The 25,661-nt window shown below is 69.5% G+C and carries 24 protein-coding genes; 17 read left to right on the top strand and 7 right to left on the bottom strand.

The features are described from left to right. Nucleotide 1: 1 nt before the first annotated feature. From LG306_RS07895 to LG306_RS07910, 4 genes are all read left to right on the top strand, one after another. On the top strand, nucleotides 2–1,303 hold the full coding sequence (locus LG306_RS07895; RefSeq protein WP_404419559.1) for an RsmB/NOP family class I SAM-dependent RNA methyltransferase: 1,302 nt from the start codon (nucleotides 2–4) through the stop codon (nucleotides 1,301–1,303). After that, on the top strand, nucleotides 1,300–2,013 hold the full coding sequence (locus tag LG306_RS07900) for a 5'-methylthioadenosine/S-adenosylhomocysteine nucleosidase (protein WP_404419561.1): 714 nt from the start codon (nucleotides 1,300–1,302) through the stop codon (nucleotides 2,011–2,013). The genes LG306_RS07895 and LG306_RS07900 overlap by 4 nt, the downstream gene beginning before the upstream one ends. Next, nucleotides 2,010–3,572, top strand: a complete 1,563-nt coding sequence (gene guaA / locus LG306_RS07905) for a glutamine-hydrolyzing GMP synthase (protein ID WP_404419563.1) — start codon at nucleotides 2,010–2,012, stop codon at nucleotides 3,570–3,572. The genes LG306_RS07900 and guaA overlap by 4 nt, the downstream gene beginning before the upstream one ends. 290 nt (nucleotides 3,573–3,862) lie before the next feature. Beyond that, nucleotides 3,863–5,116: a site-specific integrase gene (locus LG306_RS07910; RefSeq protein WP_191558081.1), complete on the top strand. Its 1,254-nt coding sequence runs from the start codon at nucleotides 3,863–3,865 to the stop codon at nucleotides 5,114–5,116. Here the strand turns inward: LG306_RS07910 and LG306_RS07915 are convergent. Beyond that, nucleotides 5,073–5,363, bottom strand: coding sequence for an AlpA family transcriptional regulator (locus tag LG306_RS07915; RefSeq protein WP_191558082.1), 291 nt, complete (start codon nucleotides 5,361–5,363; stop codon nucleotides 5,073–5,075). The genes LG306_RS07910 and LG306_RS07915 overlap by 44 nt on opposite strands. Before the next feature lie 137 nt (nucleotides 5,364–5,500). Between LG306_RS07915 and LG306_RS07920 the strand changes: the two genes are divergently transcribed. The 5 genes from LG306_RS07920 to arsH are packed head-to-tail and all read left to right on the top strand — an operon-like array spanning nucleotide 5,501 to nucleotide 8,525. Further along, entirely contained in the window at nucleotides 5,501–5,836 is a 336-nt protein-coding gene (locus LG306_RS07920; protein ID WP_404419565.1) for an ArsR/SmtB family transcription factor, read from the top strand. Between the two features lie 7 nt (nucleotides 5,837–5,843). After that, on the top strand, nucleotides 5,844–6,269 hold the full coding sequence (gene arsC, locus LG306_RS07925; RefSeq protein ID WP_184272725.1) for an arsenate reductase (glutaredoxin): 426 nt from the start codon (nucleotides 5,844–5,846) through the stop codon (nucleotides 6,267–6,269). Beyond that, nucleotides 6,266–7,354, top strand: a complete 1,089-nt coding sequence (arsB, locus tag LG306_RS07930; protein WP_184272728.1) for an ACR3 family arsenite efflux transporter — start codon at nucleotides 6,266–6,268, stop codon at nucleotides 7,352–7,354. Before arsC ends, arsB begins: the two co-directional genes overlap by 4 nt. Continuing rightward, complete coding sequence (locus LG306_RS07935) at nucleotides 7,354–7,773, top strand: GNAT family N-acetyltransferase (RefSeq protein WP_184272733.1); 420 nt, start codon at nucleotides 7,354–7,356, stop codon at nucleotides 7,771–7,773. Before arsB ends, LG306_RS07935 begins: the two co-directional genes overlap by 1 nt. Continuing rightward, nucleotides 7,770–8,525 carry an arsenical resistance protein ArsH gene (gene arsH, locus LG306_RS07940; protein ID WP_404419568.1) on the top strand — a complete coding sequence of 252 codons (756 nt, stop codon included), beginning with the start codon at nucleotides 7,770–7,772 and terminating at the stop codon, nucleotides 8,523–8,525. The genes LG306_RS07935 and arsH overlap by 4 nt, the downstream gene beginning before the upstream one ends. Before the next feature lie 187 nt (nucleotides 8,526–8,712). Here arsH and LG306_RS07945 read toward each other — a convergent pair whose 3' ends face one another. The 4 genes from LG306_RS07945 to LG306_RS07960 all read right to left on the bottom strand — a co-directional run bounded on the left by LG306_RS07945 (nucleotide 8,713) and on the right by LG306_RS07960 (nucleotide 13,086). Further along, nucleotides 8,713–9,822, bottom strand: coding sequence for a Fic family protein (locus tag LG306_RS07945; RefSeq protein ID WP_191558083.1), 1,110 nt, complete (start codon nucleotides 9,820–9,822; stop codon nucleotides 8,713–8,715). 246 nt (nucleotides 9,823–10,068) lie between these two features. Beyond that, nucleotides 10,069–12,000, bottom strand: a complete 1,932-nt coding sequence (locus LG306_RS07950) for a cytochrome c/FTR1 family iron permease (protein ID WP_293824786.1) — start codon at nucleotides 11,998–12,000, stop codon at nucleotides 10,069–10,071. Nucleotides 12,001–12,056: 56 nt separating this feature from the next. Beyond that, nucleotides 12,057–12,461, bottom strand: coding sequence for a helix-turn-helix domain-containing protein (locus tag LG306_RS07955; protein WP_185224826.1), 405 nt, complete (start codon nucleotides 12,459–12,461; stop codon nucleotides 12,057–12,059). A 79-nt stretch (nucleotides 12,462–12,540) separates the two neighbouring features. Next, on the bottom strand, nucleotides 12,541–13,086 hold the full coding sequence (locus LG306_RS07960) for an MAPEG family protein (protein WP_184272767.1): 546 nt from the start codon (nucleotides 13,084–13,086) through the stop codon (nucleotides 12,541–12,543). A 156-nt stretch (nucleotides 13,087–13,242) separates the two neighbouring features. Here LG306_RS07960 and LG306_RS07965 point away from each other — a divergent pair, with 156 nt between their 5' ends. From LG306_RS07965 to LG306_RS07995, 7 genes are read left to right on the top strand one after another with little or no spacing between them, the layout of a single operon-like run. Then, nucleotides 13,243–13,893, top strand: a complete 651-nt coding sequence (locus LG306_RS07965; protein WP_184272770.1) for a cation transporter — start codon at nucleotides 13,243–13,245, stop codon at nucleotides 13,891–13,893. Further along, nucleotides 13,890–14,540 carry a class I SAM-dependent methyltransferase gene (locus tag LG306_RS07970; RefSeq protein WP_184272773.1) on the top strand — a complete coding sequence of 217 codons (651 nt, stop codon included), beginning with the start codon at nucleotides 13,890–13,892 and terminating at the stop codon, nucleotides 14,538–14,540. The genes LG306_RS07965 and LG306_RS07970 overlap by 4 nt, the downstream gene beginning before the upstream one ends. 38 nt (nucleotides 14,541–14,578) lie before the next feature. Further along, a complete protein-coding gene (locus LG306_RS07975; protein WP_404419572.1) occupies nucleotides 14,579–14,944 on the top strand; it encodes a DUF2946 family protein in 366 nt (121 codons plus the stop codon). Between the two features lie 54 nt (nucleotides 14,945–14,998). Then, nucleotides 14,999–16,252, top strand: a complete 1,254-nt coding sequence (locus tag LG306_RS07980) for a TolC family protein (RefSeq protein ID WP_404419574.1) — start codon at nucleotides 14,999–15,001, stop codon at nucleotides 16,250–16,252. Next, a complete protein-coding gene (locus LG306_RS07985) occupies nucleotides 16,249–17,406 on the top strand; it encodes an efflux RND transporter periplasmic adaptor subunit (protein WP_191558086.1) in 1,158 nt (385 codons plus the stop codon). Before LG306_RS07980 ends, LG306_RS07985 begins: the two co-directional genes overlap by 4 nt. Then, nucleotides 17,406–20,573, top strand: a complete 3,168-nt coding sequence (locus LG306_RS07990; RefSeq protein ID WP_404419576.1) for an efflux RND transporter permease subunit — start codon at nucleotides 17,406–17,408, stop codon at nucleotides 20,571–20,573. Before LG306_RS07985 ends, LG306_RS07990 begins: the two co-directional genes overlap by 1 nt. After that, on the top strand, nucleotides 20,570–21,163 hold the full coding sequence (locus tag LG306_RS07995; protein WP_224762133.1) for a cation transporter: 594 nt from the start codon (nucleotides 20,570–20,572) through the stop codon (nucleotides 21,161–21,163). Before LG306_RS07990 ends, LG306_RS07995 begins: the two co-directional genes overlap by 4 nt. Nucleotides 21,164–21,242: 79 nt before the next feature. Here LG306_RS07995 and LG306_RS08000 read toward each other — a convergent pair whose 3' ends face one another. Next, the gene (locus tag LG306_RS08000) at nucleotides 21,243–21,437 is read right to left on the bottom strand and encodes a hypothetical protein (RefSeq protein ID WP_184272789.1); all 195 of its coding nucleotides are present in this window, start codon (nucleotides 21,435–21,437) and stop codon (nucleotides 21,243–21,245) included. A 336-nt stretch (nucleotides 21,438–21,773) separates the two neighbouring features. Between LG306_RS08000 and LG306_RS08005 the strand changes: the two genes are divergently transcribed. Next, entirely contained in the window at nucleotides 21,774–23,810 is a 2,037-nt protein-coding gene (locus LG306_RS08005) for a ParB/RepB/Spo0J family partition protein (protein ID WP_404419579.1), read from the top strand. Between the two features lie 839 nt (nucleotides 23,811–24,649). On the opposite strand, the gene LG306_RS08010 is transcribed toward LG306_RS08005, so the two are convergent. After that, complete coding sequence (locus tag LG306_RS08010) at nucleotides 24,650–25,528, bottom strand: LysR family transcriptional regulator (RefSeq protein ID WP_404419581.1); 879 nt, start codon at nucleotides 25,526–25,528, stop codon at nucleotides 24,650–24,652. Nucleotides 25,529–25,661 lie beyond the last annotated feature (133 nt).

A 25,661-nucleotide genomic window follows, 5' to 3' on the forward strand; every position in this document is an offset into this window, starting at 1 on the left:
ATTGACCCCAGCCGCTCGCCTCGCCGCCGCCGCCTCCGTCCTGGACTCCATCGCCCAGGGCCGCCAACCGGCCGAGGCCGTCATGAAGGCCTGGGGCACGGCCAACCGCTACGCCGGGTCCAAGGACCGGCGCGCCATCGCCGACCGGGTCTATAAGGTGCTGCGCGCGCGCGGCCGCCTGTCGTGGATCATGGGTGGGCGTGAAGACGGTCGGGCTCTGGTCATCGGTTCGCTGCACGCCATCGACGGCCTGTCGCTGGAAGAGATCGAGGCCCTGCATTCGGGCGACGGCTATGGTCCGCGCCCGCTGTCCAAACAGGAGCGCAGCCGCATCACGGCGGGGCAGGGCGAACTGCCGGGCTGGATCGCCGCCGGCCTGCCCGAGTTCGTGGTCGAGGATTTCAAGGCCACCTTCGGCGATCGGTGGGCCGAGGAAGCCCACGCCCTGATGGCGCCGCGCGCGCCGATCGACCTGCGCGTCAACGATGCGGCCGCCACGGTCGATGAGGTCGAGGCCGAGCTGAAGGCCGCCGGTCTGGACGTTTCGCGCACGCCCTGGTCGGCCGTCGGCCTGCGCGTGCCGTCGGAACCGCCGCCCAACATCCAGGCGCTGGACGGCTTCAAGGCCGGTCGGTTCGAAATCCAGGACGAAGGCAGCCAGGTCGTCTGCTGGCTGGCGGGCGCCGCACCCGGCATGACGGTGGTAGATTACTGCGCCGGCGGCGGCGGCAAGACGCTGGGTCTGGCCCAGGCGATGAAGGCGCAAGGCAAGCTGGTCGCCTCGGACGTCGTCAACAAGCGGCTGGAGAACATTCGTCCTCGCCTGCAGCGCGCGGGCGTCGAGGCGGAGCTGGTCCTGATCGGTCAGAACGGCGGCGGCCTGGAAGACCTGAACGGGCAGGCCGATCTGATCTTCGTCGATGCGCCCTGTTCGGGCTCTGGCACCTGGCGTCGTCGTCCCGAGGACGCTTGGCGTCTGACCGCCGAAGAGGTCGAAAAGCTGCACGGCCTGCAGGTGCGTATCCTGAGCCAGGCGACCAAGCTGGTGAAGCCGGGCGGGCGTCTGGTCTATGTCACCTGTTCGATGCTGGCGCGCGAGAACGAGGCCAGCGTGGACGCCTTCGAGGCCGCCAATCCCGACTTCCGCCAGGTCGCTATCGCCGACATCCTGTCGGCGCCGCAACTGAGCCAGGCGGCGCAGGCGAAGTTCGCCGAGCTGGCGTCCGGGGCGCGCCTGCGCCTGTCGCCGGCGTCGGCCGACACCGACGGCTTCTTCGCCGCCATCTACGAGCGCGCGGCATGAAGCTGGCGCGGCATGGCGGGGTCTCGCTGCTCTACGTCATGGCCGCGCCTGCTGAATACGGCCCGCACCTTCAGGCCCGGATCGCGCCGCTGATGACCGGCGTCGGTCCGGTCGAGGCCGCCGTGAGCCTGGGCGCCGCCCTGGCGCGGCTGGAGGCGGCGGGCGATCTGCCGGATCTGATCGTATCGCTGGGCTCGTGCGGCTCGCGGGTGCTGGAGCATGCGGCGGTCTATCAGGCCTCGTCCGTCGCCTATCGCGACATGGACGCCAGCCCGCTGGGCTTCCCCAAGGGCGTTACGCCCTTGCTGGACCAGCCCGCCGTCCTGGCTTTGCCTTGCCCCATTCCCGGCGTGCCGACCGCGACCCTGTCGACCGGCGCCAACGTCGTGTCCGGCGCCGCCTATGACGCCATCGACGCCGAGATGGTGGACATGGAGACCTGGGCGCTGGTCCGCGCGGCGCAGACCTTCGGTGTTTCGCTAATCGCCCTGCGCGGCGTGTCGGACGGCCGGGCCGAGCTGAAGGCGCTGGAGGACTGGACCTCGACCCTGCATCATGTGGACGAGACCCTGGCCGCCGCCCTGGATCGCTTGATCGCCGTGCTGGAGGCCGACGGACCCGCCGCTCTTGAGATTCCCGCCCTTGAAATATCGGCCCCGCCCCGCCAAGACCCCGCCCATCTTCCTGCCCCGGATTCGATCACCCCATGACCACGCCGCAAGACCACCAAAAGGTCCTCATCGTCGACTTCGGCAGCCAGGTGACGCAGCTGATCGCGCGCCGCCTTCGCGAGGCCAGCGTCTATTGCGAGATCCATCCGTTCCAGAAGGCCGAAGCGGCTCTGACGGCCATGAAACCGGCGGCCATCATCCTGTCGGGCGGTCCCGAGAGCGTGCATGAAGAGGGCAGTCCCCGCGCGCCGCAGAGCGTGTTCGAGGCGGGCGTGCCGGTTCTGGGCATCTGCTACGGCGAGATGACGATGTGCGAGCAACTGGGCGGCAAGGTCGAGGGCGGCCACACACGCGAGTTCGGCCGCGCCGAGATCACGGTCCAGAAGACCTCGCCCCTGCTGGCCGACCTGGCCCCCGTCGGCGAGAACGAAGAGGTCTGGATGAGCCACGGCGACAAGATCGTCGCCATTCCGCAAGGCTTTGACGTGGTCGCCTCGTCCGAAGGGTCGCCCTATGCGGTGATCGCCGATGAGGCCCGTCGCTTCTACGGCGTGCAGTTCCACCCCGAGGTGATGCACACGCCGCGCGGCCATCAGATGCTGAAGAACTTCACCCACGGCATCGCGGGCCTGAAGGGCGACTGGACCATGGCCGCCTATCGCGACGAAAAGATCGCCCAGATCCGCGAACAGGTCGGCGACGCCAAGGTGATCTGCGGCCTGTCCGGCGGTGTCGATAGCTCGGTCGCCGCCGTCCTGATCCACGAGGCCATCGGGGATCAACTGACCTGCGTCTTCGTCGACACCGGCCTGTTGAGGAAGGACGAGGCGAAACAGGTTACGACCCTGTTCCGCGAGCACTACAACATCCCGCTGGTGCATGTTGATGCGTCGAAGGAATTCCTGGGCGAACTGGCCGGGATTTCCGACCCCGAAACCAAGCGCAAGACCATCGGCCGGCTGTTCATCGAGGTGTTCGATCGCGAATCCGCCAAGATCGAGGGCGCCGAATTCCTGGCGCAAGGCACCCTCTATCCGGACGTGATCGAGAGCGTCTCCTCGTCCAGCGGCAAGGCCCACGTCATCAAGAGCCACCACAATGTCGGCGGCCTGCCCGACTATATGAAGCTCAAGCTGGTCGAGCCCCTGCGCGAACTGTTCAAGGACGAGGTCCGTGCGCTGGGCCGCGAACTGGGGCTCAGCGACGCCTTCGTCGGCCGCCACCCCTTCCCTGGACCGGGTCTGGCCATCCGCATCCCCGGCGAGATCACGCCGGACGCCGTCGAGACCCTGCAACAGGCCGACGCCATCTATCTCGACGAGATCCGCAAGGCCGGTCTCTACGACAAGATCTGGCAGGCCTTCGCCGTCCTGCTGCCGGTCAAGACCGTCGGCGTCATGGGCGACGCCCGCACCTATGAAAAGGTCCTGGCCCTACGCGCCGTCTCCTCCACCGACGGCATGACCGCCGACTTCTACCCGTTCCCGTGGGACGTCCTGTCCAGGACCGCCACCCGCATCATTAACGAGGTCCGCGGCGTCAATCGCGTCGTCTACGACGTGACGTCCAAGCCGCCGGGAACCATCGAGTGGGAATGATTCAGGGCTTTCGAAGTCTTTCGGCGGCGCTTTGAAATATAGCGCTAAATCACTGACTTGCAAGATAAATGCTTTCGCAGCCTCTCGATACCTTTCGAGGGGCTGCTTTCGTTTTTGTCGGTCGCTCCGACGGTCCCGCCGCCATTGCTCGCGGAGACTCCGCTCCATACCGTCATAGGGCCGAGGGCGTCCTGACGGTCTTTTTTCTGAGCCAAGCTGCGGATTTGGCTGAGGAAAAAGATCCCGAAAGGTCCCGAAAACGCCTGACGGTCTTTTGGAGTGAAAACGGCATGCTCACCGACGCTGAATTGCGAAATACACGTGGAAAAACGAAGCCTTACAAAAAGACCGACAGGGACGGTTTGTACGTCCTCGTAACACCGACAGGCGGCATCGCTTTCAAGTACGACTACCGCTTCAACGGGCGGCGCGAGACGGTCACGTTCGGCGCCTACGGCCCGACCGGGCTCTCGCTCGCCAGGGCGCGGGAGAAGCTGGTCGAGGCGAAGCGCCAGATCGCCGAAGGCGTTTCGCCGGCGCTGGACAAGCAGCGGGTCAAGCGCCGGCTGAAGGAGGCCCAGAGGTTCGAGCAGGTGGCGATCCGATGGATGGATCATGCTCCGATGGCGGACAGCACCCGCAACATGCGGCGGTCCATCTTCAACCGGGAAATCCTGCCTCAATGGCGCACCCGCCTGCTGAACGAGATCACCCCCAACGATCTTCGCGCCCACTGCAAGACGATCGTCGAGCGGGGCGCGCCGGCGACGGCCGTGCACGTGCGCGACATCGTCAAACAGATATACGCCTACGCCATCCTGCACGGGGAGAAGATCGACAATCCCGCCGACGGGGTGGGGCCGGCCTCGATCGCCACCTTCCGGCCACGTGACCGGTCGCTGTCGCCAACGGAGATCCGGATCGCGCTGAGCCTGCTGGGGGAGGTGGCGACCCTGCCGACGATCCGCCTCGGCATGAAGTTCATCCTGCTGAGCATGGTTCGCAAGAGTGAGCTGCAGGATGGCGTCTGGGACGAGGTCGACTTCGCCAATGCGGTCTGGTCGATTCCGAAGGAGCGGATGAAGCGGTCGCGGCCGCACAACGTCTATCTCTCGACCCAGATGCTCGACATCCTGATCGCGCTGAAGACCTGCGCCGGAAACTCCCGTTACATCCTGCCCTCGCGCTATGACGCCGACGCGCCGATGTCGCGGGCGACCTTCAACCGGGTGACCTCGGCGATCGCCGAGCGGGCGCGCGAGCGAGACCTGCCGCTGGAGCCCTTCACGGTCCACGACCTGCGGCGCACCGCCTCGACGCTGTTGCACGAGATGGGCTTCAACTCGGACTGGATCGAGAAATGTCTGGCCCACGAGGAGCGGTCGTCCCGCGGCGTCTACAACAAGGCCGAGTTCGAGGCCCAGCGCCGTCACATGGCCCAGGAGTGGTCGAACGCCGTGGACGCCTGGGAGGCCGGGCGGGCGTTCACGCCCGTGCTCGTCATCCCGGAAACGGCCGGTCCTCGCTTCGATCCGCGGCTCTGACCGGTCGGCTGACCCGCTTGCGCACGTCGGGCGGCGGAGCCCTGCGGATCGGCTTGGCCCGGCGAAGCGCGAGCCAGGCCTCGACCTCGGCGAGATCCCAGACCACGCAGCGCGGCGTCAGCAGGAACCGTCTCGGAAACTGGCCGCGCTGCTCCATCTCCCAGATGGTGCTGTCGGCCAGGGGCACCATCTGGCGCAACTGGGGCTTCTTGATCGTACGCTTCAGCGGGGGGTCGGCCTGGGCCATCGAATATCTCCACAGTGTCGTGGGAATCGAAGTCGAAAGACCGCGTCAGGCCTAGCCGCCAACCTCTCGACCGTAGGCTTACTGCGTTGTGCGCGGAGAGGGCTTGCACATATCCATATTTCGACTAATTCGGAACTATGGAAACCGAACCCGCGATCCTGGCGCTCTCCGCCCTGGCGCAATCGACGCGGCTGGAGGCGTTCCGCCTGCTCGTGCGTCACGAACCCGGCGGCTTGCCGGCCGGTGAAATCGCAAACCATCTGGCGATCCCGGCCAACACCCTGTCGTCCCATCTGGGCGTCCTGACCCGCGCGGGGCTGATCCGCTCCGAGCGTCGCAGCCGGTCGATCATCTACCGGGTCGATCTGGACCGGCTTCGCGACCTGGTCCTCTTCCTGCTCAAGGACTGCTGCGGGGGCCGGGCGGACCTGTGTGAGCCTCTGCTGGCTGAACTCGCGCCCTGCTGCCCCTGAGGATCCCGTGGACATCGTCATCTATCACAACCCGGCCTGCGGGACGTCGCGCAACGCGCTTGAACTCGTTCGCCACCTCGGCATCGAGCCGCACGTCGTCGAGTATCTGAAGACCCCGCCGTCGCGCGCCATGGTCGCCTGGCTGGCCGAACGCACCGGCGCGCCGCTGCGAGACCTGTTGCGCGAGAAGGACACGCCCTTCGCCGAACTGGCGCTCGGGAATCCCGACCTGACGGACGATCAGCTTCTGGACGCGATCGAGGCCCATCCGATCCTGCTCAACCGGCCGATCGTCGTCAGTCCCTTGGGCGTCAGGCTCTGCCGGCCGTCCGAAGCCGTGCTTGACCTTCTGCCCGCTGAGGGCCTCAAACCCTTCACCAAGGAGGACGGCGAGGTGGTCATCGACGTCGACGGCCGGCGGGTGGGACGATGATCGATACGCCCGTGTCGGAGGCCGCGCCGCCGCGCCGCCTGTCCTTCCTCGACCGCTGGCTGACGGCGTGGATCTTCGCCGCCATGGGTCTGGGCGTCGCCTTGGGAACCCTGGTTCCCGGCCTTCCCGCCTGGGTCGACAGCCTTTCGGTCGGCGCGACCAACATCCCGATCGCCATCGGTCTGATCCTGATGATGTACCCGCCGCTGGCCAGGGTCCGCTATGAGGCGCTGCCGCGCGTGTTCGCCGACAGGCGCGTGCTGGCCCTGTCCCTGTTCCAGAACTGGGTGCTGGGTCCGGTGCTGATGTTCGTCCTTGCGGTCATCTTCCTGCGCGATCAGCCCGAATACATGACCGGCGTCATCCTGATCGGCCTGGCGCGGTGCATCGCCATGGTGCTGGTCTGGAACCAGCTGGCGCGGGGCGACAACCAGTATGTGGCCGGGCTCGTCGCCTTCAACTCGATCTTCCAGATCCTGTTCTTCAGCCTCTACGCCTGGATCTTCCTGACGGTCCTGCCGCCGCTGTTCGGCCTGCAGGGCAGCGTGGTCGACGTCAGCGTCTGGACCATCGCCGGCGCCGTTCTGATCTACCTCGGCCTGCCGTTCCTGGCCGGCTTCCTGACCCGCCGCAGTCTGATCGCCCGCCGGGGCGCCGACTGGTACGAGCGCCGCTTCCTGCCGCGCATCGGGCCGATCACCCTGGTCGCCCTGCTGTTCACCATCGTGGTCATGTTCAGCCTCAAGGGCGGCGAGGTGGTGGCTCTTCCGCTCGACGCCCTGCGCATCGCCATTCCGCTGACCATCTACTTCCTCGTCATGTTCGTGGTCAGCTTCCTCCTGGGCAGGCTGATCGAGGCCGACTATCCGCGCACCACAGCCCTGGCCTTCACAGCGGCCTCGAACAATTTCGAACTGGCCATCGCGGTGGCCATCGCCGCGTTCGGGCTGACCTCGCCGGTGGCCTTCGCGGCGGTCATCGGGCCGCTGGTCGAGGTGCCGGTGCTGATCCTGCTGGTGTCGGTCGCGCTGTGGATGGGCCGGCGCTGGTTCCCGGACACCGCCCCGCCGGCGGACGTCGTCTGATGATCGGGCTTCACCGCGTCGATGCAAACGATTCCGGTCTGATCGCCGCGCTCAGAACCGAGGGCCTGCCGGACCCCGGCGCCGGCCGCTACTTCCGCGCCGACGACGACAGCGCCCTGGCCGGATACGTCGGCTTGGAAGGGCAGGGGCGGGACCTGCTGCTGCGCTCCCTGGTCGTATCCGCCCACAGGAAGGCGCAAGGCCTCGGAAGCCGCATCCTGACCGCCGCCGAAGCCGTGGCGAGCGACATGGGCGGGGAACGTCTTCACCTGCTCACCACGACGGCCGAGCCCTTCTTCATCCGGCGCGGCTTCGTCGCCGCCGATCGGGAGACCGCGCCCGAAGCGATCCGGCGAACCGGCGAGTTCACGGACATCTGCCCGGCCTCGGCCGCCTATCTCACCAAGGATCTCGGATGACCTTCGCGCGTCTGCGGCCGCTGCCGGATCCGGATCATCTGCCGGCCCTGGACGCGGCTTTTCTGTCGAGCGATCCGGCGGGCGGCCTGGGTCCGCACGACCACCCGCCACGCATTCTTCTCCTGTACGGGTCGCTGCGCGAACGCTCCTACTCGCGGCTCTGCGTCGAGGAAGCGGCCCGCCTGCTGCAGCGCATGGGATGCGAGACCCGCATCTTCGACCCGTCCGACCTGCCCCTGCCGGGCGCGCCCGGCGACGACGACCATCCGGCGGTGCGCGAGTTGCGCGAGCACGCCCTGTGGTCGGAAGGCATGGTCTGGTGCAGCCCGGAGCGGCACGGCCAGGTGTCCGGCCTGATGAAGCTGCAGGTCGACCATCTGCCGTTGAGCCTGGGCGGCATGCGCCCGACCCAAGGCCGGACGCTCGCGGTCATGCAGGTGTCGGGCGGCTCCCAGAGCTTCAACGCCGTCAACACCCTGCGCCTGCTGGGCCGCTGGATGCGGATGATCACCATCCCCAACCAGTCCAGCGTGGCCAAGGCCTTCCAGGAGTTCGACGAGGCGGGGCGGATGAAGCCCTCGGCCTACTATGCGCGCATCGTCGATGTGATGGAGGAACTGGTGCGCTTCACCATCCTTGTCCGGCCCCACGCGTCCCAGCTCGTGGACCGCTATTCCGAGCGCAAGGCGGCCGGAACTCCGGTCGACGCCGCCGCCGATCTCCCGGCTATCGCCATCGCGCGTCAGGCTTGAGGCCGCGTCGGCGGCGGCTTGGGGCGTCGCGCGCTTGGCAAAGGTCGTAAGTCGCCACTTCTGGGGAAATAAGCTGGCGTCTTGGCGTAACTCGCCAGAAGTGGCGAATTGCGATTCACCCTGTTGAGACCCGCTTCTTGAGCGGAGCCGCTCCGCCCAGAGTCCCGCCGGCGCCGTAGGAGGCCGCCTATCCTCGATCGACCAGGGAGTAGCTCGTGCTGCGCCCGCCGCCTTCATCCTTCACGAGGATGCCCCGATCCACCAGATCGTTGATGTCGCGCAAGGCCGTGTCGGGCGAGGACTTCGTCAGCGCCGCCCATTTGGTCGAGGTGAGCTTGCCTTCGAAGCCGTCGAGCAGCCGGTTGATGACCGTGCTCTGGCGCCCGCTCAACGTCTGACCGGCGAGCGCCTCCCAGAAGCGCGCCTTGCGCATCACATGGGTCAGGGTGGCTTCCGCGCCGTCGAACGCGCGATCGAGGCAGCCAAGGAACCAGTCCAGCCAGAGGGTCACGTCAAGCGCGCCTTTCTGGGTCGTCTCCAGGGTGGCGTAGTAGTCCTTGCGCTCCAGCCGGATCTGGGCGGACATGCTGTAGAAGCGCTGGGCGCTTTTCTCGGAGCGGGCGAGCGCCATGTCGGCGATCGCGCGTGCGATCCGGCCATTCCCGTCGTCGAACGGGTGGATGGTCACGAACCACAGGTGAGCGATCGCGGCCTTGAGGACCGGATCCGTCCGCGGCTCGTCATTGAACCAGTCGAGGAACACCCGCATCTCGTCCTGCACACGGGCGGCGGGCGGCGCTTCGTAGTGCACGCGCTCTCGTCCGAAAGGGCCCGAGACGACCTGCATCGGGCCGGAGTTCTCGTTGCGCCAGGCGCCGACGACGATCTTCGTCATGCCGCTGCGCCCGGTCGGAAACAGGGCGGCGTGCCAGGCGAACAGGCGGTCCTCGGTGAGCGGAGACGCAAAGTTCTGGGTCGCGTCGAGCATCATCTCGACCACGCCGTCGACGTTGCGGTCCGCAGGGGCGAGGGCTCCGATATCCATGCCGAGGCGGCGGGCGATCGAGGATCGCACCTGATCCTTGTCGAGCAGTTCGCCTTCGATTTCGCTGGACTTGAGCACGTCTTCGGTGAGGGTCTCGAGAACCGCTTCAGCGCGCAGGTCGAAGCCGAGCGTATGCATCCGGCCAAGTAGAAGGCCCTGGCGGTGACGGACCGCCGCGAGGCGATCGGCGAGCGCGTCAGCGCGCCAGTCCAGACGCGGCCAGCCTTCGATCTCGTGGATGTACTCCGCCATTCACCGCACTCCTTGCGGAGAATATGGGCGTTATTCGCCGTAAGAGCAAGGCTATTCTCCGCGCATGGTGCGGAGAATAGGGAGCTTAATCTCCGCACACCAAGGCTGGGCTCTCACAGCCATCGGCTGCAGCCCCGCATCTTTGGTATCCGCGGATCGTTCGGGTATCGGCGCCCTCGTGCCCAAGCGGCGCCGATATCCTTGCCGACGGGCCGCAGTCTGAGGGCCGCAGACGGAGACGGCCGCTCAAGAGGCCGGCCGCGCGCCCTTCGGCGTCCCATGCCGAGAGAAGCCGACCACGAGGATGGCGATCGTCAACAGCTGAACGGCGACGCCTTCGACGGTCGGATAGAGGCCGAGGATCTCGATGCGGGGGATCCAGGCCAGGGGGTGGACATCGAGCCAGCCCGCCTCCTGCAGCGCCGCCACCCCCTTGCCGACCAGGACGACCGAGAGGACAGCCATGAGGATCGAGCTCAGGGAGAAGAACCGGCCGATCGGCAGGCGCTTGCTGTAGGCCAGCAGGGCCCAGGCCACCACGGCCAGGATCGCCACCGCCGTCAGGGCGCCGGCCAGCATGCCGACATGGCCGCCCTGGCTCCATATCGCCGCATAAAACAGGATGGTCTCGAACACTTCCCGGTAGACCACCACGAAGGCCAGCAGGAACAGGAACCAGGCCGACCGTTTGGACAGGGCGTGGGAGAGCTTGTCGCGGATATAGGTCTGCCAGGCGTCGGCGTGCGACTTGCCGTGCATCCAGATGCCGACCGAGACGAGCACGACGGCGGCCAGAAGCGAGCCGAAGCCCTCGGTGAGCTCCCGGCTGGCGCCGCTGATGGAGATGAAGAAGGTCGCGGCCGCCCAGGTGGCGCCGCCGGCGACCAGCGCGGCCACCCAGCCGCCGTGGACGTAGCGCAGCACCTCGGGGCGTTCGGCCTTCCTGAGGAAGGCGATCATCGCCACCACGATGAGCAGGGCCTCCAGGCCTTCGCGCAGCAGGATGGTGAAGGCGCCGAGGAAGCTGGCGAGATTGTCCGCCTCCTGGGGCGCGAGGGCCCGCTCGGCCGTGTCCAGCAGGGCGTTCGCACGCGCGACCCGGTCCGCGACCTCCCGGGCGGGCGCGCCCCGGCTGATCGAGACGCGCAGCTCGGTCATAGCGGTCTCGACCCGGCGCATCAGGGCGCTGTCCCGGGCGCCGAGGGCCGGCTCGATCGGCTCGACGCCGTCGAGGTAGGCGGACAGCGCCAGGTCCGTCGCCGCCTTGCGGTTGCCCCGGCGATAGGCCGCCTCGCTCTCCGCCAGGCGCGTCCGCGCCAGGGTCAGCGTCGATCCGGCCGGGCGCGCCGCCGCCTCGGGATGACGCCGCAGATAGGCGGTCAGGGCTCGCGCCCGGGGTTCGCCGAGGCGGGTGGCCAGGTCGGCCGGCGTGGTCTGGGTGAGGGCGGCCAGGTCGGGGAAGGCCGCACGGACCGCGGGATCGCCGTCCCACAGGCGCTTGCCCTCGGCGGCTTCGGCGTCGGTGAAGGCGAAGCGGCCGACATAGAAGGCCAGCGCCCAGCGGTCCTCGGCCGGAAGGTGCGAGAAGCTGGCCATCGCCGTGCCCTCCAGCCCCTGGTCGATCACCTGGTAGAGGCCGAAGACGCTGCGCTGGCGGGCGCGCTCCAGGTCGGCGAAGGCGATCGCCGGCGGGTCGAGCCCCTCGGCGCCCGGGCCGTCGGCGCGACCGGTCGCGCCGTGGCAGACAGCGCACTGCTCGGCATAGAGGGCGGCGCCGCGAGCCAGGTCGGGCGGGAACGAAGGCGCCAGCGGGCTCGGATAGGCCGTCAGCACCGCGCCGGCCAGGGCCTTCGCCCGGGCGCCGACGACGGCCGGATCGGCCTTGTCCCGGATGGCCGCCTGCAGGCCCGCGGCGTCGCGCGCCAGAGCGGCCTTGGCCGGGTTGGCCGGCAGGGCGTCCAAACGCGTCCGGATCTGGGTGCTGAACTCGATCATCTCGCCGTATTCGGCCGGGTTGACGATCTCGCCATCGGCCACAGCGCCGGCGTAGTCGACCGCCACATAGTCGAGCAGCCGCCAGGCCACCTGGGCCTCCGAGGCGGACGGGGCCTGGGCGAGGGCGGGGCCAGCCAGCGCCATGGCGAACAGCAGGGCGAGCAGGTGGAACAGAGGACGCATGGGAAACCTAGTTGTGAGCGGCTCGCATTAGCATTCGCGCCGCGAGACTGTCGCGCTCAAAGCGACGCCGGGTGATCGTGCAGGGCTTCGATCACCTTGCAGGCCGAGACCCGGCCACCGGCGCATTCCGCCGTCATCCGCGAGAGCTCGCCTTGCAGCGCCCTGAGCTGGGCGATCTTCTGCTTCACCTCGGCCAGGTGGCGTTCGGCGATGACGTTCGCCTCGGCGCAGGGCCGGTCCGGGTGATCGGACAGGTCCAGCAGGGAGCGGATCGAGTCCAGGTCGAAGCCCAGCTGGCGTGCATGCCGGATGAAGGACAGGCGGCGCTCCGCCGCGTCGTCATACATGCGCCGGTCGCTGGCGGTGCGCGGCGGCGCGGGAAGCAGGCCGATCTCTTCATAGAAGCGGATTGTCGGAACCTTGACGCCGGTGGCGGCGGCGAGCTTGCCGATCGGGCGCAGGCCCGATGAAGCGGGGGAGGGCTGGGTCATTGCGTCGTCTCGGGTTTGACGGATGGCCGGAGGGCGACCCGGCGCGGGATCATCGGCCGAGCCCCATGAGGACGAGGGCGACGCCGAAGGCGGCGATGGTGGAGGTGCCGGTGAGGGCCATGCCGAACGCTCGGGCGGCCGCGCCCCTGGCGTAACCCAGGGCGAAGAATACCCGACCGGCCAGATAGAGGGCGACCAGCACCGGCAGCAGGATCATCTCCTCGCCCCGCAGCACGGTGGCGAGGACCAGATGGGCGCCCACCGCCAGGACCGTCTGTTCGAGGGAGTTCTGAAGTACGGCGGCCGGCACGGCCAGCCGGGCGCTGGGCGACCCGTAGGCTGCGCCCGGCCGGTCGGCGTCCGATCGGAACCGGATGCTGGCCACAGCCCTCAGACAGCCGCCGAGCCACAGAAAGACCGGCAGGTCCGCCTTCAGCGCGTAGGCCAGCCGATCGGCCGTCGCCATATCCGGCGTGGCGCCGAGCAGCGCGGGCGGCAGCCATAGCCAGGCGGCGGCGACCGCCGCGGCGCTCAGCGCGATCGCCGCCGCCGAGCGGGCGGCGATCTCTCTCTGTTCGGCGTTCATCGGCCTCATGGTGGGTTCGCTCCGGCTCGGTCCGCATCCTAACTCCTCCAGTCGCTGGAGGATCAAGACCCGTCGGCGAGTCCGGAGTTTCGGCCGCGGGCGCGAATTTCCGCTTGATCCTCCAGCGACTGGAGGATGCATCCTCATGATGACAGGTGGAGAGCCATGACCGAACGTCCCTTATCCTCTGAACCGGCGGCCTCCGGCTGCGGCTGCGGCGCGACCGTGAAGTTCGACGGCGCCACGCCGGCCTATCGGCGCATCCTCATGGCGGTGATCGCCATCAACGGGGCCGCCTTCCTGGCCATCGCCGGCGGCGCGGCCCTGCAGGGCTCGGCCGCCTTGGGGGCCAACGCCCTCGACTTCCTGGCCGACGCCGCCACCTACGGCATCAGCCTGGCCGTGATCGGGCGCACGGTCGCCGTGCGGTCCGGAGCGGCCCTGGTCAAGGGCGCCAGTCTCGCGGCGCTGGCGCTGTTCATCCTCGGCTACGCGATCTGGCGCGCCACCTCCGGGGCGCCGCCGGAAGGGTTCGTCATCACCGGCCTGGGCGCCCTGGGCTTCTTCGCCAACGCCCTGGCCGCGCTCCTGCTGGTCCGCCACCGCGAGGGCGACGCCAATGTCCGCTCGGTCTGGCTGTGCACGCGCAACGACCTGATCCAGAGCGTGGTGGTCGCCGGCACCGGTCTGGCGGTGTGGCTGACCGCCTCCCGCTGGCCGGACCTGATCGCGGGGGCGATCCTGGCGGTGGTCTTCCTGCAGTCGGCCTGGTCGATCCTGAAACAATCGCGCGCCGAGCTGAAGGCCGCGGCGTGACCGCGAGCTTCACCCCCGCGCTCGGCCACGCCGCCCTGAGCGGCCTCTACGATCCCGCCATCGCCCTGTTGACCCGGGAGCGGGCCTGGCGCGCCCGACTGCTCGACCAGGTGGACCCGGAGGCCGGCGAGACGATCATCGACCTCGGCTGCGGGACCGGATCGTTCGCCGTGTCCCTGGCGCGCCGCGCGCCGGACGCGCGCATCATCGGCCTCGATCCCGACGGCGACATCCTCAGCCGGGCGGCGGTGAAGGCGGAAGCCGCCCGCCGGCCGATCCGTTTCGTCCAGGGCTTCGCGCGCGACGTGGCCTCGCTCGTTGGCGAGGGCGTCGCCGACAAGGTGGCGTCCAGCCTCGTCTTCCATCAACTGCCCATGGAGGAGAAGCGTCTCGGCCTGGCGGCGAGTTGGCGGGCGCTGAAGTCCGGCGGGACGCTGCACATCGCCGACTACGGGCGACAGACGGGCGCGATGCGCACCCTGTTCCGCATCGTCCAGTCGCTCGACGGCTACGAGAACACCCAGCCGAACGCCGACGGCGTCCTGCCCGCCCTGATCGCCGGGGCCGGCTTCGTCGGCGTTCGCGAACTTCATGTGCTGCCGACCCTGACGGGCTCGATCACCTTCTATCGCGCGGCGCGGCCATGACGCGGTTACGAACACGGCGGCGCGTGCTACAGGGCCCCATGCGCAAGGGCCTGGCGAGACGAGGACTGATAGCGACGCTTCTGGCGTCGTTCCTGTCGTTCCTCGTCCTGGCGACAGCGGTCGACGCCGCCGCCTGCATCGCCGAGGAGGCGGGCGCGTCCTTTGTCGAAGTGACGGCGACCCAGGTCGCCGCCCCCGCCGGAGACAGGGACAACGCCGACCGGGGCGCCGCCGATCCGCGCGGCTGCACGCACTGCCAGTGCCACCATGGCGGCCTCACGGCGCCGCCGCCCGCGCCCGAGGTCAGCCGCGCCGTCAGCGCGGACGCGACTCACCCCGTTCTTTTCGTGGATCACCGGCCCTCCCGCACGCCCGCGGGACCAGAACGACCGCCCAGAGCCTGACGTTCGCCCGCGCCCCGGCGCGTTCGCCTTCGTCGAAACTCTGGAACCCCGATCATGTCTCTGTCACCTCCCTGTCGGCCGCCGCGCGCGGTCGGCTGCGCCTTCGCCGTCCTGGCTCTGGCGGCCGGCTTTCCGGCTTGGGCCGACCCCGCGCCGGCCTTTGAACAACTGCTGACCCAGGCATTGACCGCGCCCGCCGCGGCCGAAGCCGACGCCAATCTGGCCGCCGCCGAAGGCCGCCTGGCGCAGGCTGGCGTGCGGCCCAATCCCGAACTGGGGCTCGAGGTCGAGAACATCCTCGGTCGGGGTCCCTTCCAGGGGGTGGATGGAGCCGAGACCACCCTGACGGTCTCGCAGGATCTGGAGCTTTGGGGACGTCGCGGCGCCCGTGTCGGTGTGGCTCAATCGGAACGTGAAGCCGCTCGCTGGCGCCGCGACGCCAGCCGGCTGCAACTCGCCGCCGCGCTCGCGGTCGCCTACGCCGAGGCGGAGGCCGCGCAGCGGCGATACGCCCTGGCTGAAGAGGCGCTCGAACTCGCGGTCGCCGACGCGCGCGCGGCCTTGATCCTCGTCGAGGAGGGCCGGGAGCCGCTGCTGCGCGGCATCCAGGGCGAGAGCGAAGCGGCGGCGGCGCGCGCCGCGCTCGACGAGGCGCGGGCCGAGCGCGACGCGGCCTTCGCCGAGCTGACCGCCCTGGCCGGCGGACAGACGCCGCTCACCTCCGTGGAGAGCTCCCTGCTCGATCGATCGCCCACGGCCTCAGTAGGTCAGGCGGCCGATGCGCCCGCCGTTCTGGCCCTCGTCGCCGAGCGCGGCGCGGCCCAGGGCCGGGTGCGCGTCGAAACGGCGCGCGGCCGACCGGACGTTCGCGCCAGCGTCGGGGTCCGGCGGTTCGAGGCCGAGGACGCCACCGCGCTGACCGCCGGCGTCAGCCTGCAACTGCCGCTGTTCGACCGGAACCGGGGCGGGGTCTTGGCCGCGGAGGCCGAGGTGCGCGCCGCCGAGGCGAGGCTTAGGGGCGCGCGCCTCGACGCCGACGCCGACTGGCGCGCCGCCGCCGCCCGGCGGGACGCGGCCGCCAGCCGCGTCGTCGCCGCCGACGCCGCCGTGACGGCGGCGACCGAGGCCTACCGCCTGACGCGGATCGGCTTCGAGGCCGGCCGTCTCTCCCAACTGGAACTGCGCAGCACCCGCAGCGGTCTCGTGCAGGCCCGGGACGTCGCCATCGCGGCTCGCCTGATGCGGGCCCGGGCCGAAGCCGAACTCGCGCGCCTCGAAGGCCGCGCCCCCTTTGGAGCTCAACTATGAACACCCGCACCAGGACCGCCGCGGCGGTCGCCGCCCTGATCGTGGCCGTCGGCGCCGGTTACGGCGCCGCCCGGCTGACCGCCGCGCCCGCGGCCGGAACGGCGGCCGAGGGAGAGGAAGGCCATGCCGAAGAGGGCGAAGGCGGCGAACCCGGCGTCGTCACCCTGTCGCCGGCCGAGGCCCAGGCCGCCGGCATCCGCATCGTCTCGGTGCAGTCCGGCGGCGGCGGCGAAACCCACCTCGCCGGACGGGTCGAGGCCGCGCCGGACGCCCAGGCGTCCGTCGGCGCCGCCCTCGGCGGCCGCATTGAACGGCTGCTGGTCGCGCCGGGTTCGGTCGTCCGCGCCGGCCAGCCGATCGCGGTCGTGATCAGCGGGGATGGCGCGACCCTTCGGGCGGAGGCCGACGCCGCGACCGCCGAAGCCCGCGCCGCCTCCGCCGCGCGGACGCGCGACGCCAATCTGTTCGACCAGGGCGTGGTCGCGCGCCAGGACGTCGAAGCGTCGCAGGCGCGCGCCGCCGCCGCCGAGGCCCAGGCCCGCGCCAGCCGGGCCCGGGTCGCCGCCGCTGGAGGCCCCAACGCCAGCGGGCGGGCGACGATCGTCGCCCCGATCGCCGGGGTCGTCACGGCCCTGAGAGTCGGACTAGGCGGCGTCGTCCAGCAGGGCGATCCGGTCGCGACCATCGCCAATCCCAACCGCGTCGAACTGGTCTTCAACGCCCCCGCCGCCCTGGCGGCGACGGTCAGGCCCGGTGCGCGCATCACGGTCCAGGGCGCGGACGGAGCCGAGTATGCGGCCGTGGTCACCGCCGTGGCCCCGGGCGCCGACGCGCAATCCGGATCGACCCTGATCCGCGCCCGGGCCGACGGCGTCGCGCCGCCGCCGGGTTCGGCGGTGAGCGGCTCGATCATCACCGGCGGCGAAAGCGGCATCGCCGTCCCGGCCGAGGCGGTGCAGACCGTCGACGGCGCCAGTGTCGTGTTCGTCGTCACCCCGACGGGCTTCCGGGCCCAGCCGGTGGTTCCGGGCCGGCGGGCCGTCGACCGCATCGAGATCGTTCGCGGCCTGACCGGCTCCGAGCGCATCGCCGGCGCGAACGCCTTCCTGCTGAAGGCCGAGCTCGGCAAGGGCGCCGTGGAGGACCACGACTGATGCTCGACCGGATCATCTCGGGCGCCGTGCGCTATCGCTGGCTCGTCGTGTTGGCCGCGATCGTCCTCGCCGGCTTCGGCGTGCGCGAACTGTTGCGGCTGCCCATCGACGCCGTCCCGGACATCACCAACCGCCAGGTCCAGGTGACCACCGTCGCGCCCGCGCTCGGGCCGGAGGAGGTCGAGCGTCAGGTGACCTTCCCGATGGAGACGGCGCTGGCCGGCCTACCGGGCCTGGTCGAGACCCGGTCGCTGTCGCGGCACGGCTTCTCGCAGATCACCGCCGTCTTCACCGATCGGACCGACATCTATTTCGCGCGCAGCCTGGTGAACGAGCGCATGCAGGCGGCTCGGGACGACCTTCCGGAAGGCGTCCAACCCTCCATGGGGCCGGTGGTCACCGGCCTCGGCGAAGTCTTCATCTTCACCGTCGAGCTGACCGGTCCGGCCGCCCGCACAGGCGCCGTCTACCTCACGCCCGAGGGCGAGCGTCTGACCACCGACGAGGAGAAGGCCACCTATCTGCGCACGGTCCAGGACTGGATCATCGCGCCCCAGCTCAAGACCGTCGAAGGCGTCGCCGGCATCGACGTCCAGGGCGGCTATGTGAAGGAGTACGCGGTCCATCCCGATCCCGCGCGTCTCGCCGCCTATGGCGTGGGCCTTGTGCAACTGGTCGAGGCGCTCGAACACGCCAACCGCATCGCCGGGGCCGGCTATGTCAACCGGGCCGGCGAAGCCTACATCGTCCGGGCCGACGCGCGGATCCGCAGCCTCGAGGAGCTGGCCCAGACCCCGATCCTCAATCGCGGCGGCCAGGTGATCCGGGTCTCCGACGTGGCCATGGTCGAGATCGGCCGCGCGCCGCGCCTCGGCTCGGCCAGCAGCAACGGCCGCGAGACCGTGGTGGGCACGGCCCTGATGCTCCAGGGCGAGAACTCGCGCGCCGTGGCGCATCGCGTCGGCGAGCGGCTGAAGGAGATCGGCGCGAGCCTGCCCCCTGGCGTCGTGGTCAAGCCGGCGCTGGATCGCACCCAACTGGTCGAGGCCACGATCCGCACCGTCGAGCACAACCTCGCCCTCGGCGCCCTGCTGGTTATCGCCGTGCTGTTCTTCGCGCTCGGCAATGTGCGGGCTGCGATCATCACCGCTCTGGTCATCCCGCTCAGCTTCCTGTTCGCCGCTACGGCCATGAACCGCTTCGGGATCAGCGCCAATCTGCTCAGCCTGGGCGCGCTCGACTTCGGCCTGATCGTCGACGGCGCCGTGGTCGTCATCGAAAACACCCTGCGGCGGCTCGCCATGCGGCGCGAGAGCGTCGGCCGCGCCCTGAGCCTGCCCGAACGGCTGGCCGTGGCGGTCGACGCGGCTAAAGAAATGGCGCGGCCGGCCGCCTTCGGCCAGGCCATCATCCTTCTGGTCTATGCGCCGCTGCTGATGTTCGAAGGCGTCGAGGGCAAGATGTTCGGCCCCATGGCCGGCACCGTGATGTTCGCCCTGCTCGGCGCCTTCATCCTGTCCTTCACCTTCGTGCCGGCCATGGCCGCCATCTGGGTGCGGGAGCCCAAGGGGCACGACGACGAGACCCGGCTGAGCCGGGCGGCCAAGGCCCGCTACGAGCCGCTCCTGCGGCGGGTGGTCGACCGCCCGCGTGCCGTCGTCGTCGGGGCGGGACTCGCGCTTCTCGTCGGATTGCTCGCCTTCCTCAGTCTCGGTCGCGAGTTCGTGCCGACGCTCGACGAGGGCGACGTTCTGGTCCAGGCGCTGCGGGTGCCGTCCACCTCGCTCGAACAGAGCCAGGCCATGCAGTTCCAGGTCGAACGAACCCTGCAGGCGATGCCGGAGGTGGAGCAGGTCTTCACCCGGACCGGCACCGCCGAAGTGGCCTCCGATCCCATGCCGCCCTCGATCTCCGACACCTTCGTCATGCTCAAGCCGCGCGACGAGTGGCCGAACCCCTCCCTGGCCAAGGCCGAGCTGGTCGAGCGCATGGAGGAGAACCTGGGTCACCTGCTCGGCAACAACTACGAATTCACCCAGCCGATCCAGATGCGCTTCAACGAGCTGATCGCCGGGGTTCGCTCCGACGTGGCCGTCTCCGTCTATGGCGACGACTTCGCCGCCATGCAGGCCAGCGCGGATCAGGTCGCCGCCGTCCTCCGACGCATCCCCGGCGCGGCCGATGTCCGCGTCGAACAGGTCTCGGGCCAGCCGTCGATCACCGCCGCCGTCGACCGGACCATCGCGGCGGCGCAAGGCGTGCACGCCAGCGACGCGGCCGATGCGTTGGCCATCGCCCTGGGCGGGCGGTCGGCCGGCCACATCCTGGAAGGCGACCGCCGCTTCGATGTCGTCGTCCGCCTGGCCGACGATCTGCGCAACGATCCGGCGGTGATGGCCCAGTTGCCGGTGATGCCGGAAGCGGCCGAACCGGGCGCGTTGACAGTGCCCCTTTCGGCGGTCGCCCGGTTCGAGGTCACCGAGGGCCCCAACCAGATCAGCCGCGAGAACGGCAAGCGGCGCATCGTCGTCCAGGCCAACGTCCGGGGCCGCGATCTCGGCGGCTTCGTCAACGAGGCGCGCGCAGCCGTCGGTCGCGAGGTGCGCCCGCCTGTGTCCGGCTGGTTCGACTGGGGCGGGCAGTTCGAGAACCTCGAACGCGCCAGCGCCCGCCTGGCGATGATCGTGCCTCTGGTCTTCCTGACCATCGGCCTGTTGTTGTTCCTGGCGTTGCGCTCGCTCAAGGACGCGGCCCTGGTCTTCGCCGGCGTGCCCCTGGCCCTGGTCGGCGGGGCGGTGGCGCTCCTGCTGCGCGGCATGCCGTTCTCGATCTCGGCCGCGGTCGGCTTCATCGCCGTCTCGGGGGTCGCGACGCTGAACGGGCTTGTGCTGATGCAGGCCATTCGCCAGCGTTACGAGGAAGGGGCCGCGCCCCTGACGGCGGCCGTCGAGGGGGCCGTCAGTCGCCTCAGGGCCGTTCTGACCACGGCCCTGGTCGCGATGCTGGGCTTCATCCCGATGGCCTTCGCCTTCGGGGCCGGCGCCGAGGTCCAGAAACCGCTGGCCACCGTGGTCATCGGCGGCCTGCTGACCGCCACGCTGCTGACGCTTCTGGTGCTGCCGACCCTGGCCGCGCGCATTCTGGAGAAGAGGGAGGAACCCCTGTGACCGTCAATGGCCGGCATGAGCGCCAGCGGAGGACCCTGCTGGTCGTCCTGATCCTCAACGGCCTGCTGTTCGCCGGGCTCGGTCTCGGCGGCCTGCTGGCGGACTCCAGCGCCTTGCTGGCCAACGCGCTGGACAACGCCTCCGACAGCGTCGTCTATCTGATCAGCTTCCTCGCGGTCGGCCGGGCCCTGACCTGGAAGCGGCGCGCGGCGACGACGTCGGGCGTCCTGCTGCTCATCTTCGCCGTCGGCGTCCTGGTCGACGCCGGCCGGCGGTGGTGGCTGGGGGCCGAGCCGATCGGCGGGACCATGATTGTCTTGGCTGTCGTCGCGGCGGTGGTGAACCTGATCTGTCTGCAACTGCTGCGGCGGCTGGACGGCGACGACGTCAATCTGCGCGCCGCCGAGACCTTCAGTCTCAACGACTTCGCCTCCAACGGCGGCATCATCGTCGCGGGCGGACTGGTGCTGTGGCTGGACCAGTCCTGGCCGGACCTGGTGGTCGGCGTCATCGTCGCCGGGATCGCCGCCAGGGGCGGCCTGGAGATTCTGGAGGACGCCCGCAAGGCACAGGCGGAGGCCGCCGACTAGCGGTCGAGGGGCGTATCGATCCGACGGCATGGCGGCGTGCGGGCGTCGCCGTCAGCCCGTTCGCCGGACGGCGACGCTCTCAGGCCCGCTCCACCGCCACCCAGCGGCCGGCGCGCTTCTCGACCACGAAGCGGGCGCAAGCCTCGTCGAAGGGCGGCACGTCGCCGTCCCGGAACCAGATCCACGGGCGGGACCGGCTGCCGGGCCGCACGAAATAGGAGCGGCGGTCGCCGGCGGTCTGCCATTCGACAATGACGGTCTTGCGGTAGGGCATGGCAAGAACAAAAGCGGAACAGGAGGCAGGGTCAAGGTGGACTCCGCCTGGCTGGACGTCTCGTCCACAGGCGCACGCCGCCACGCCGCTCGGAAGCGCTAAGGGCTCCGCCCTCGCGCGGGCCAGGGTGAAGCGGCTCCGCCGCCGGACCGGCCGGTCTCCCCGGCCTTCCGCGCGGTCATGCTGTTCATGATCATCATCATCATCGGCTTGTGCAGCCCGGGCGATCCCCCTCCGGCCGGTCCGCCCTGGCCCTTGCTACCCCGGTCTCGCCGACGGGCAGGGTTTCAGGCGCGCAGTTCGCGTGCCTGCAACCCATGCCCAAAGGAGGCAGACATGACTGCTCAATCCATCGAAACCGCCGCGACCGAGGCGACCGCGCCGCAGCACGGCGCGGAACTGATCGTGCCGCTGAACCGGCTCAAGGCCTCGCCGAAGAATGCGAGGAAGACCCCGCACAACGCGACGACCATCGAGGCCTTCGCGGCCTCCATCAGGGCCAAGGGGGTGTTGCAGCCGCCCGTGGTCGAGGTCGAGCGGGACGGGGAGGGCGCCCCGACCGGGAACTACCTCGTCACCATCGGCGAGGGACGCCGTCAGGGGCTGCGGCTGCTGGCCAAGCGCAAGGCGATCAAGCGCACCCATCCGGTGCGCGTCATCGTGGACGCCGAGAACGACGCCCACGAAATCAGTCTGGACGAGAACATGACCCGCGAGGCCATGCATCCCGCCGACCAGTTCGAGGCCTTCCAGCGGCTGGCCGTGGAGAAGGGCTACGGCCCCGAGGAAATCGGCGCCCGGTTCGGGGTGTCGGCCCACGTCGTGCGCCAGCGGCTGCGGCTCGGGTCGGCGGCGCCGGAATTGATGGCGGCCTATCGGGACGGGACGCTGGCGCTCGACCAGTTGACGGCCTTCTGCGTCAGCGAGGACCGGGAGCGGCAACGGCAGGTGCTGGAGCAGGTCGGGCCGCACACCCCGGCCTACGCCATCCGCCGCGCCATGACCGAGGCCAAGGTCCGGGTCGATGACCGGCGGGTGCGCTTCGTCGGCGTCGAGGCCTATGAGGCCGAAGGCGGCGGAATCCTGCGCGACCTTTTCACCGAGGACGGCGGCGGCTGGCTGGAGGACGTGGCGCTGCTGGACCGGCTGGTCGGCGAAAAGCTGGCGGGGCTGGCCGACGAGGCGCGCGAGCGGGAAGGCTGGAAATGGGCCGAGGCGAGTCTGGAGTATCCGGACATGTCCGGGTTCGGTCGGGTCTATCCGGTGGCTGTGGAACGGTCGGAGGCGGACGCCGCCGTCATCGCGGCCCTGTCGGAGGAATACGACCGTCTGGTTTCGGAAACAGACGCGGCGGAGATGCTGCCGCCCGGAGTGGACGCCCGGCTGGAGGAGATCGACAAGGCCTTGCAGGCCTTCGGCCCGGACTTCGACTACACGCCCGAGGCCAGGGCGCGGGCCGGGATCGTGGTCCTGCTCGGCCACGACGGTCTGGCCCGCTTCGAGCGCGGGCTGGTGAGGGCCGAGGACGCGGTGGCGGTCGCCGAACCGCCGCCGCCCTTCGAGGACGGAGCAGCCGAGGACGTCGGGACCGGGGCCGGGCAGGAGACGGACCGGAGCCGGGCCGAGCCGGAGGAGGCGGGCGCGGCCCTCTCGGACCGGCTGGTCATCGACCTGACGGCCCACAGAACCATGGGCCTGCGCGACGCGGTGCAGGCCGATGCGGGGGCGGCGCTGGCGACCGTGGTCCACGCCTTGGCCCTGCAGGTCTTCTATCCGACCTACGGCGTCTGGACGCCGCTGCAGCTTCGGATGACGGTCAGCGGACTGGAGCGGCTGGCGCCGGGGGTGGAGGACGGTCCCGCCGGTCGCCGGGTTCGCGACCGGTGCGAGGCGTGGGGCGCGCGCCTGCCCGAGCGGGCCGGAGACCTGTGGGGCGTGGTCGCCGGTCTGGCGCCGTCCGAGCAACTGGACCTGATGGCCTGCTGCGCCGGGGTCGGCCTCTACGCCGTGCGTGACCCGCACGACCGGCGTCCCGGCGCCCTCGCGCAGGCGGAGACGCTGGCGGCGGCGGTCGGCCTCGACATGACCGGGACGTGGTCGGCGACGGCGGCCAGTTACTTCTCGCGCGTGTCCAAGGCGCGGGTGCTGGAGGCGGTGACGGAGGCCGTCAACGCGGTGGAAGCGGGCCGGATCGCCGGGTTCAAGAAGGCCGACATGGCCGAGGCGGCGGAGAGGCTGGTCGAGGGCAAGGGATGGCTGCCAGTTGTCCTGCGGACGGCCGTGGCCGGGGCGCCGGAGGAAGACGACGAGGGCGAGGCGGCCGAAGCCGTGACGCCGCCCGACGCCGACGCCTACGCGTTCGCGGCCGAATAGCCGCCGCGCCGGATTGAGGAAAAACTCGCCGCGCGCCCTTTGGGGGCGCGCGGCTTTTTCGTGAGTTCGAATGTCGGCACGTGACTCATATCGGACTTTGGGAGCGTCCGCTGACGGCATCCAACTACGAATCTGAGGATCGGACGTTCGAATCGTTTCGAGCGCGACGCAAGTGTCGGACGACACAGCAGGCTAGACTCCGACACAGAAAGTTGGACTCATTGGCCCACATCTCGGGCTCCCAGCATTTTCCAGGGTTTGAAGACTGGACAACCGCTGCAATTGCGGGGCGTTTGGATATGGTTCGGTCGGCTTCGGGCTCTTAGATTCAGGACCCATTGATGTGAGGCGCTGGATCTGTATCTGATTGATGAATAAGGGAAATATGGTGGGCGCGCTAGGGCTCGAACCTGGGACCCGCTGATTAAGAGTCAGCTGGTTGACGGCAGTGTTCGCTTGAAGCCGGGCCTTTATGGGGTATTTTGGGGTATCCTCGGGCAGTGCGAAATCAGGCGAGACCCCCAGCTGCGATCTGTGGCTCACAGCCGGATTCTCACGCTAGTGCAACGGCGTGCCCCAGCCCTTCCGCAACGGGATTGGTCGGAAAGATCCCAATTATTTAACGTGAGTTCGAGTCCCGCCTGAGGATTCGAACAGAGGTGGCCGACTTTGGGGCAGGGGAGGACACAACCTTTTCATTCCTAGGATGACCGCTTTGCGCCCCACATCCGGCCGTTCGGCCTTGTCGCCGACGATCCCGAAAGCCGCCCTTCGTTCCGCCAGCGCTCAACTGGTTCAGACCCGACATTGCGCTCACGGCCCAACAGGTGTGGCCACCATTATGTTCGGAGTGCAGCAATCAGGGCGTCCCGAGCCATGGCCACGCGCGGGTGTCGCAGCGATGAGCGTGCCCAGACGAGGTAGTAGGCGTTGCGCGGCACCGTGACCGGGGCGGGTATCTCGATCAGCGTGCAGGCAGCGCGTTCGCTGCGGGTGAGATAGCCGGGCATCACCGTCCAGCCGAGACCCGCGCACAATCCCGATCGCAATACTCTCAAATCGGGCGCGGTCAACGCGGGCTGGCTCGTCAGCTCGAGCTGGTTTGCATGGAGCCATGTTCGCAGCAGCGGCCGGTCGAGGTCGTAGGCGAGGTGGGCCGTCCGGTTGAGCCCGTCGGCAAGCGGCAATTCGGCAATCCGCATGGCCACGGCGGGCGAGGCTACGGCGCGCAGGTGCTCTTCGCCCAGCGCATGGAAGGCCAGCCGCGGATCTTCGGGTTTCGAGGCGGTGACGGCCAGGTGCACCTTGTCTTCGAGGAGCATGGCATAAAGCGCCTCGCGCCCGCCGATATGCAGCCGCAGGTCCAGCCCTGCTTCCAGCAGCGGAGCCAGTCGGGGCGTGATCATTTCGCCCAGCAGGTCCGACGGCGCGGCGATGTGGACCGTGCCCGAGATGCGGGACGAACGGGCCCGCGCGCTGGCCAGTGCCGATTCCGCTGTGTCGAGGCTGCCTCCGATTGAAGCAGCGAGATCGTCGGCGATCGCTGTCGGTCGGACGCCGCGCGAATGGCGATCGAACAAGGGACGGCCCAGTTGCGCCTCGAGCGATGCGATGTGCTGCGACGCAGCCGGTTGGGTGATGCCGATTGCCCGGGCCGCCTCGCTCAGCGAACGACGGCGGTAGACTTCAACGAAGGTGCGCAGCTGCAGAAGGGACATTCCGGTTCCATAAGCGCATTTATGGCCGTCCGCCATTCTCGCTGGATTTCATGATGCCGTTCCCTGCCTATCTAGACCGCCGAAAGGAACGATCGAATGCAAAATCGCCGCCAACTGCTGAAAGCTCTCACCA

Source organism: Brevundimonas vesicularis (assembly GCF_044807075.1).
In the GTDB taxonomy this organism is placed as follows: domain Bacteria; phylum Pseudomonadota; class Alphaproteobacteria; order Caulobacterales; family Caulobacteraceae; genus Brevundimonas; species Brevundimonas vesicularis_G.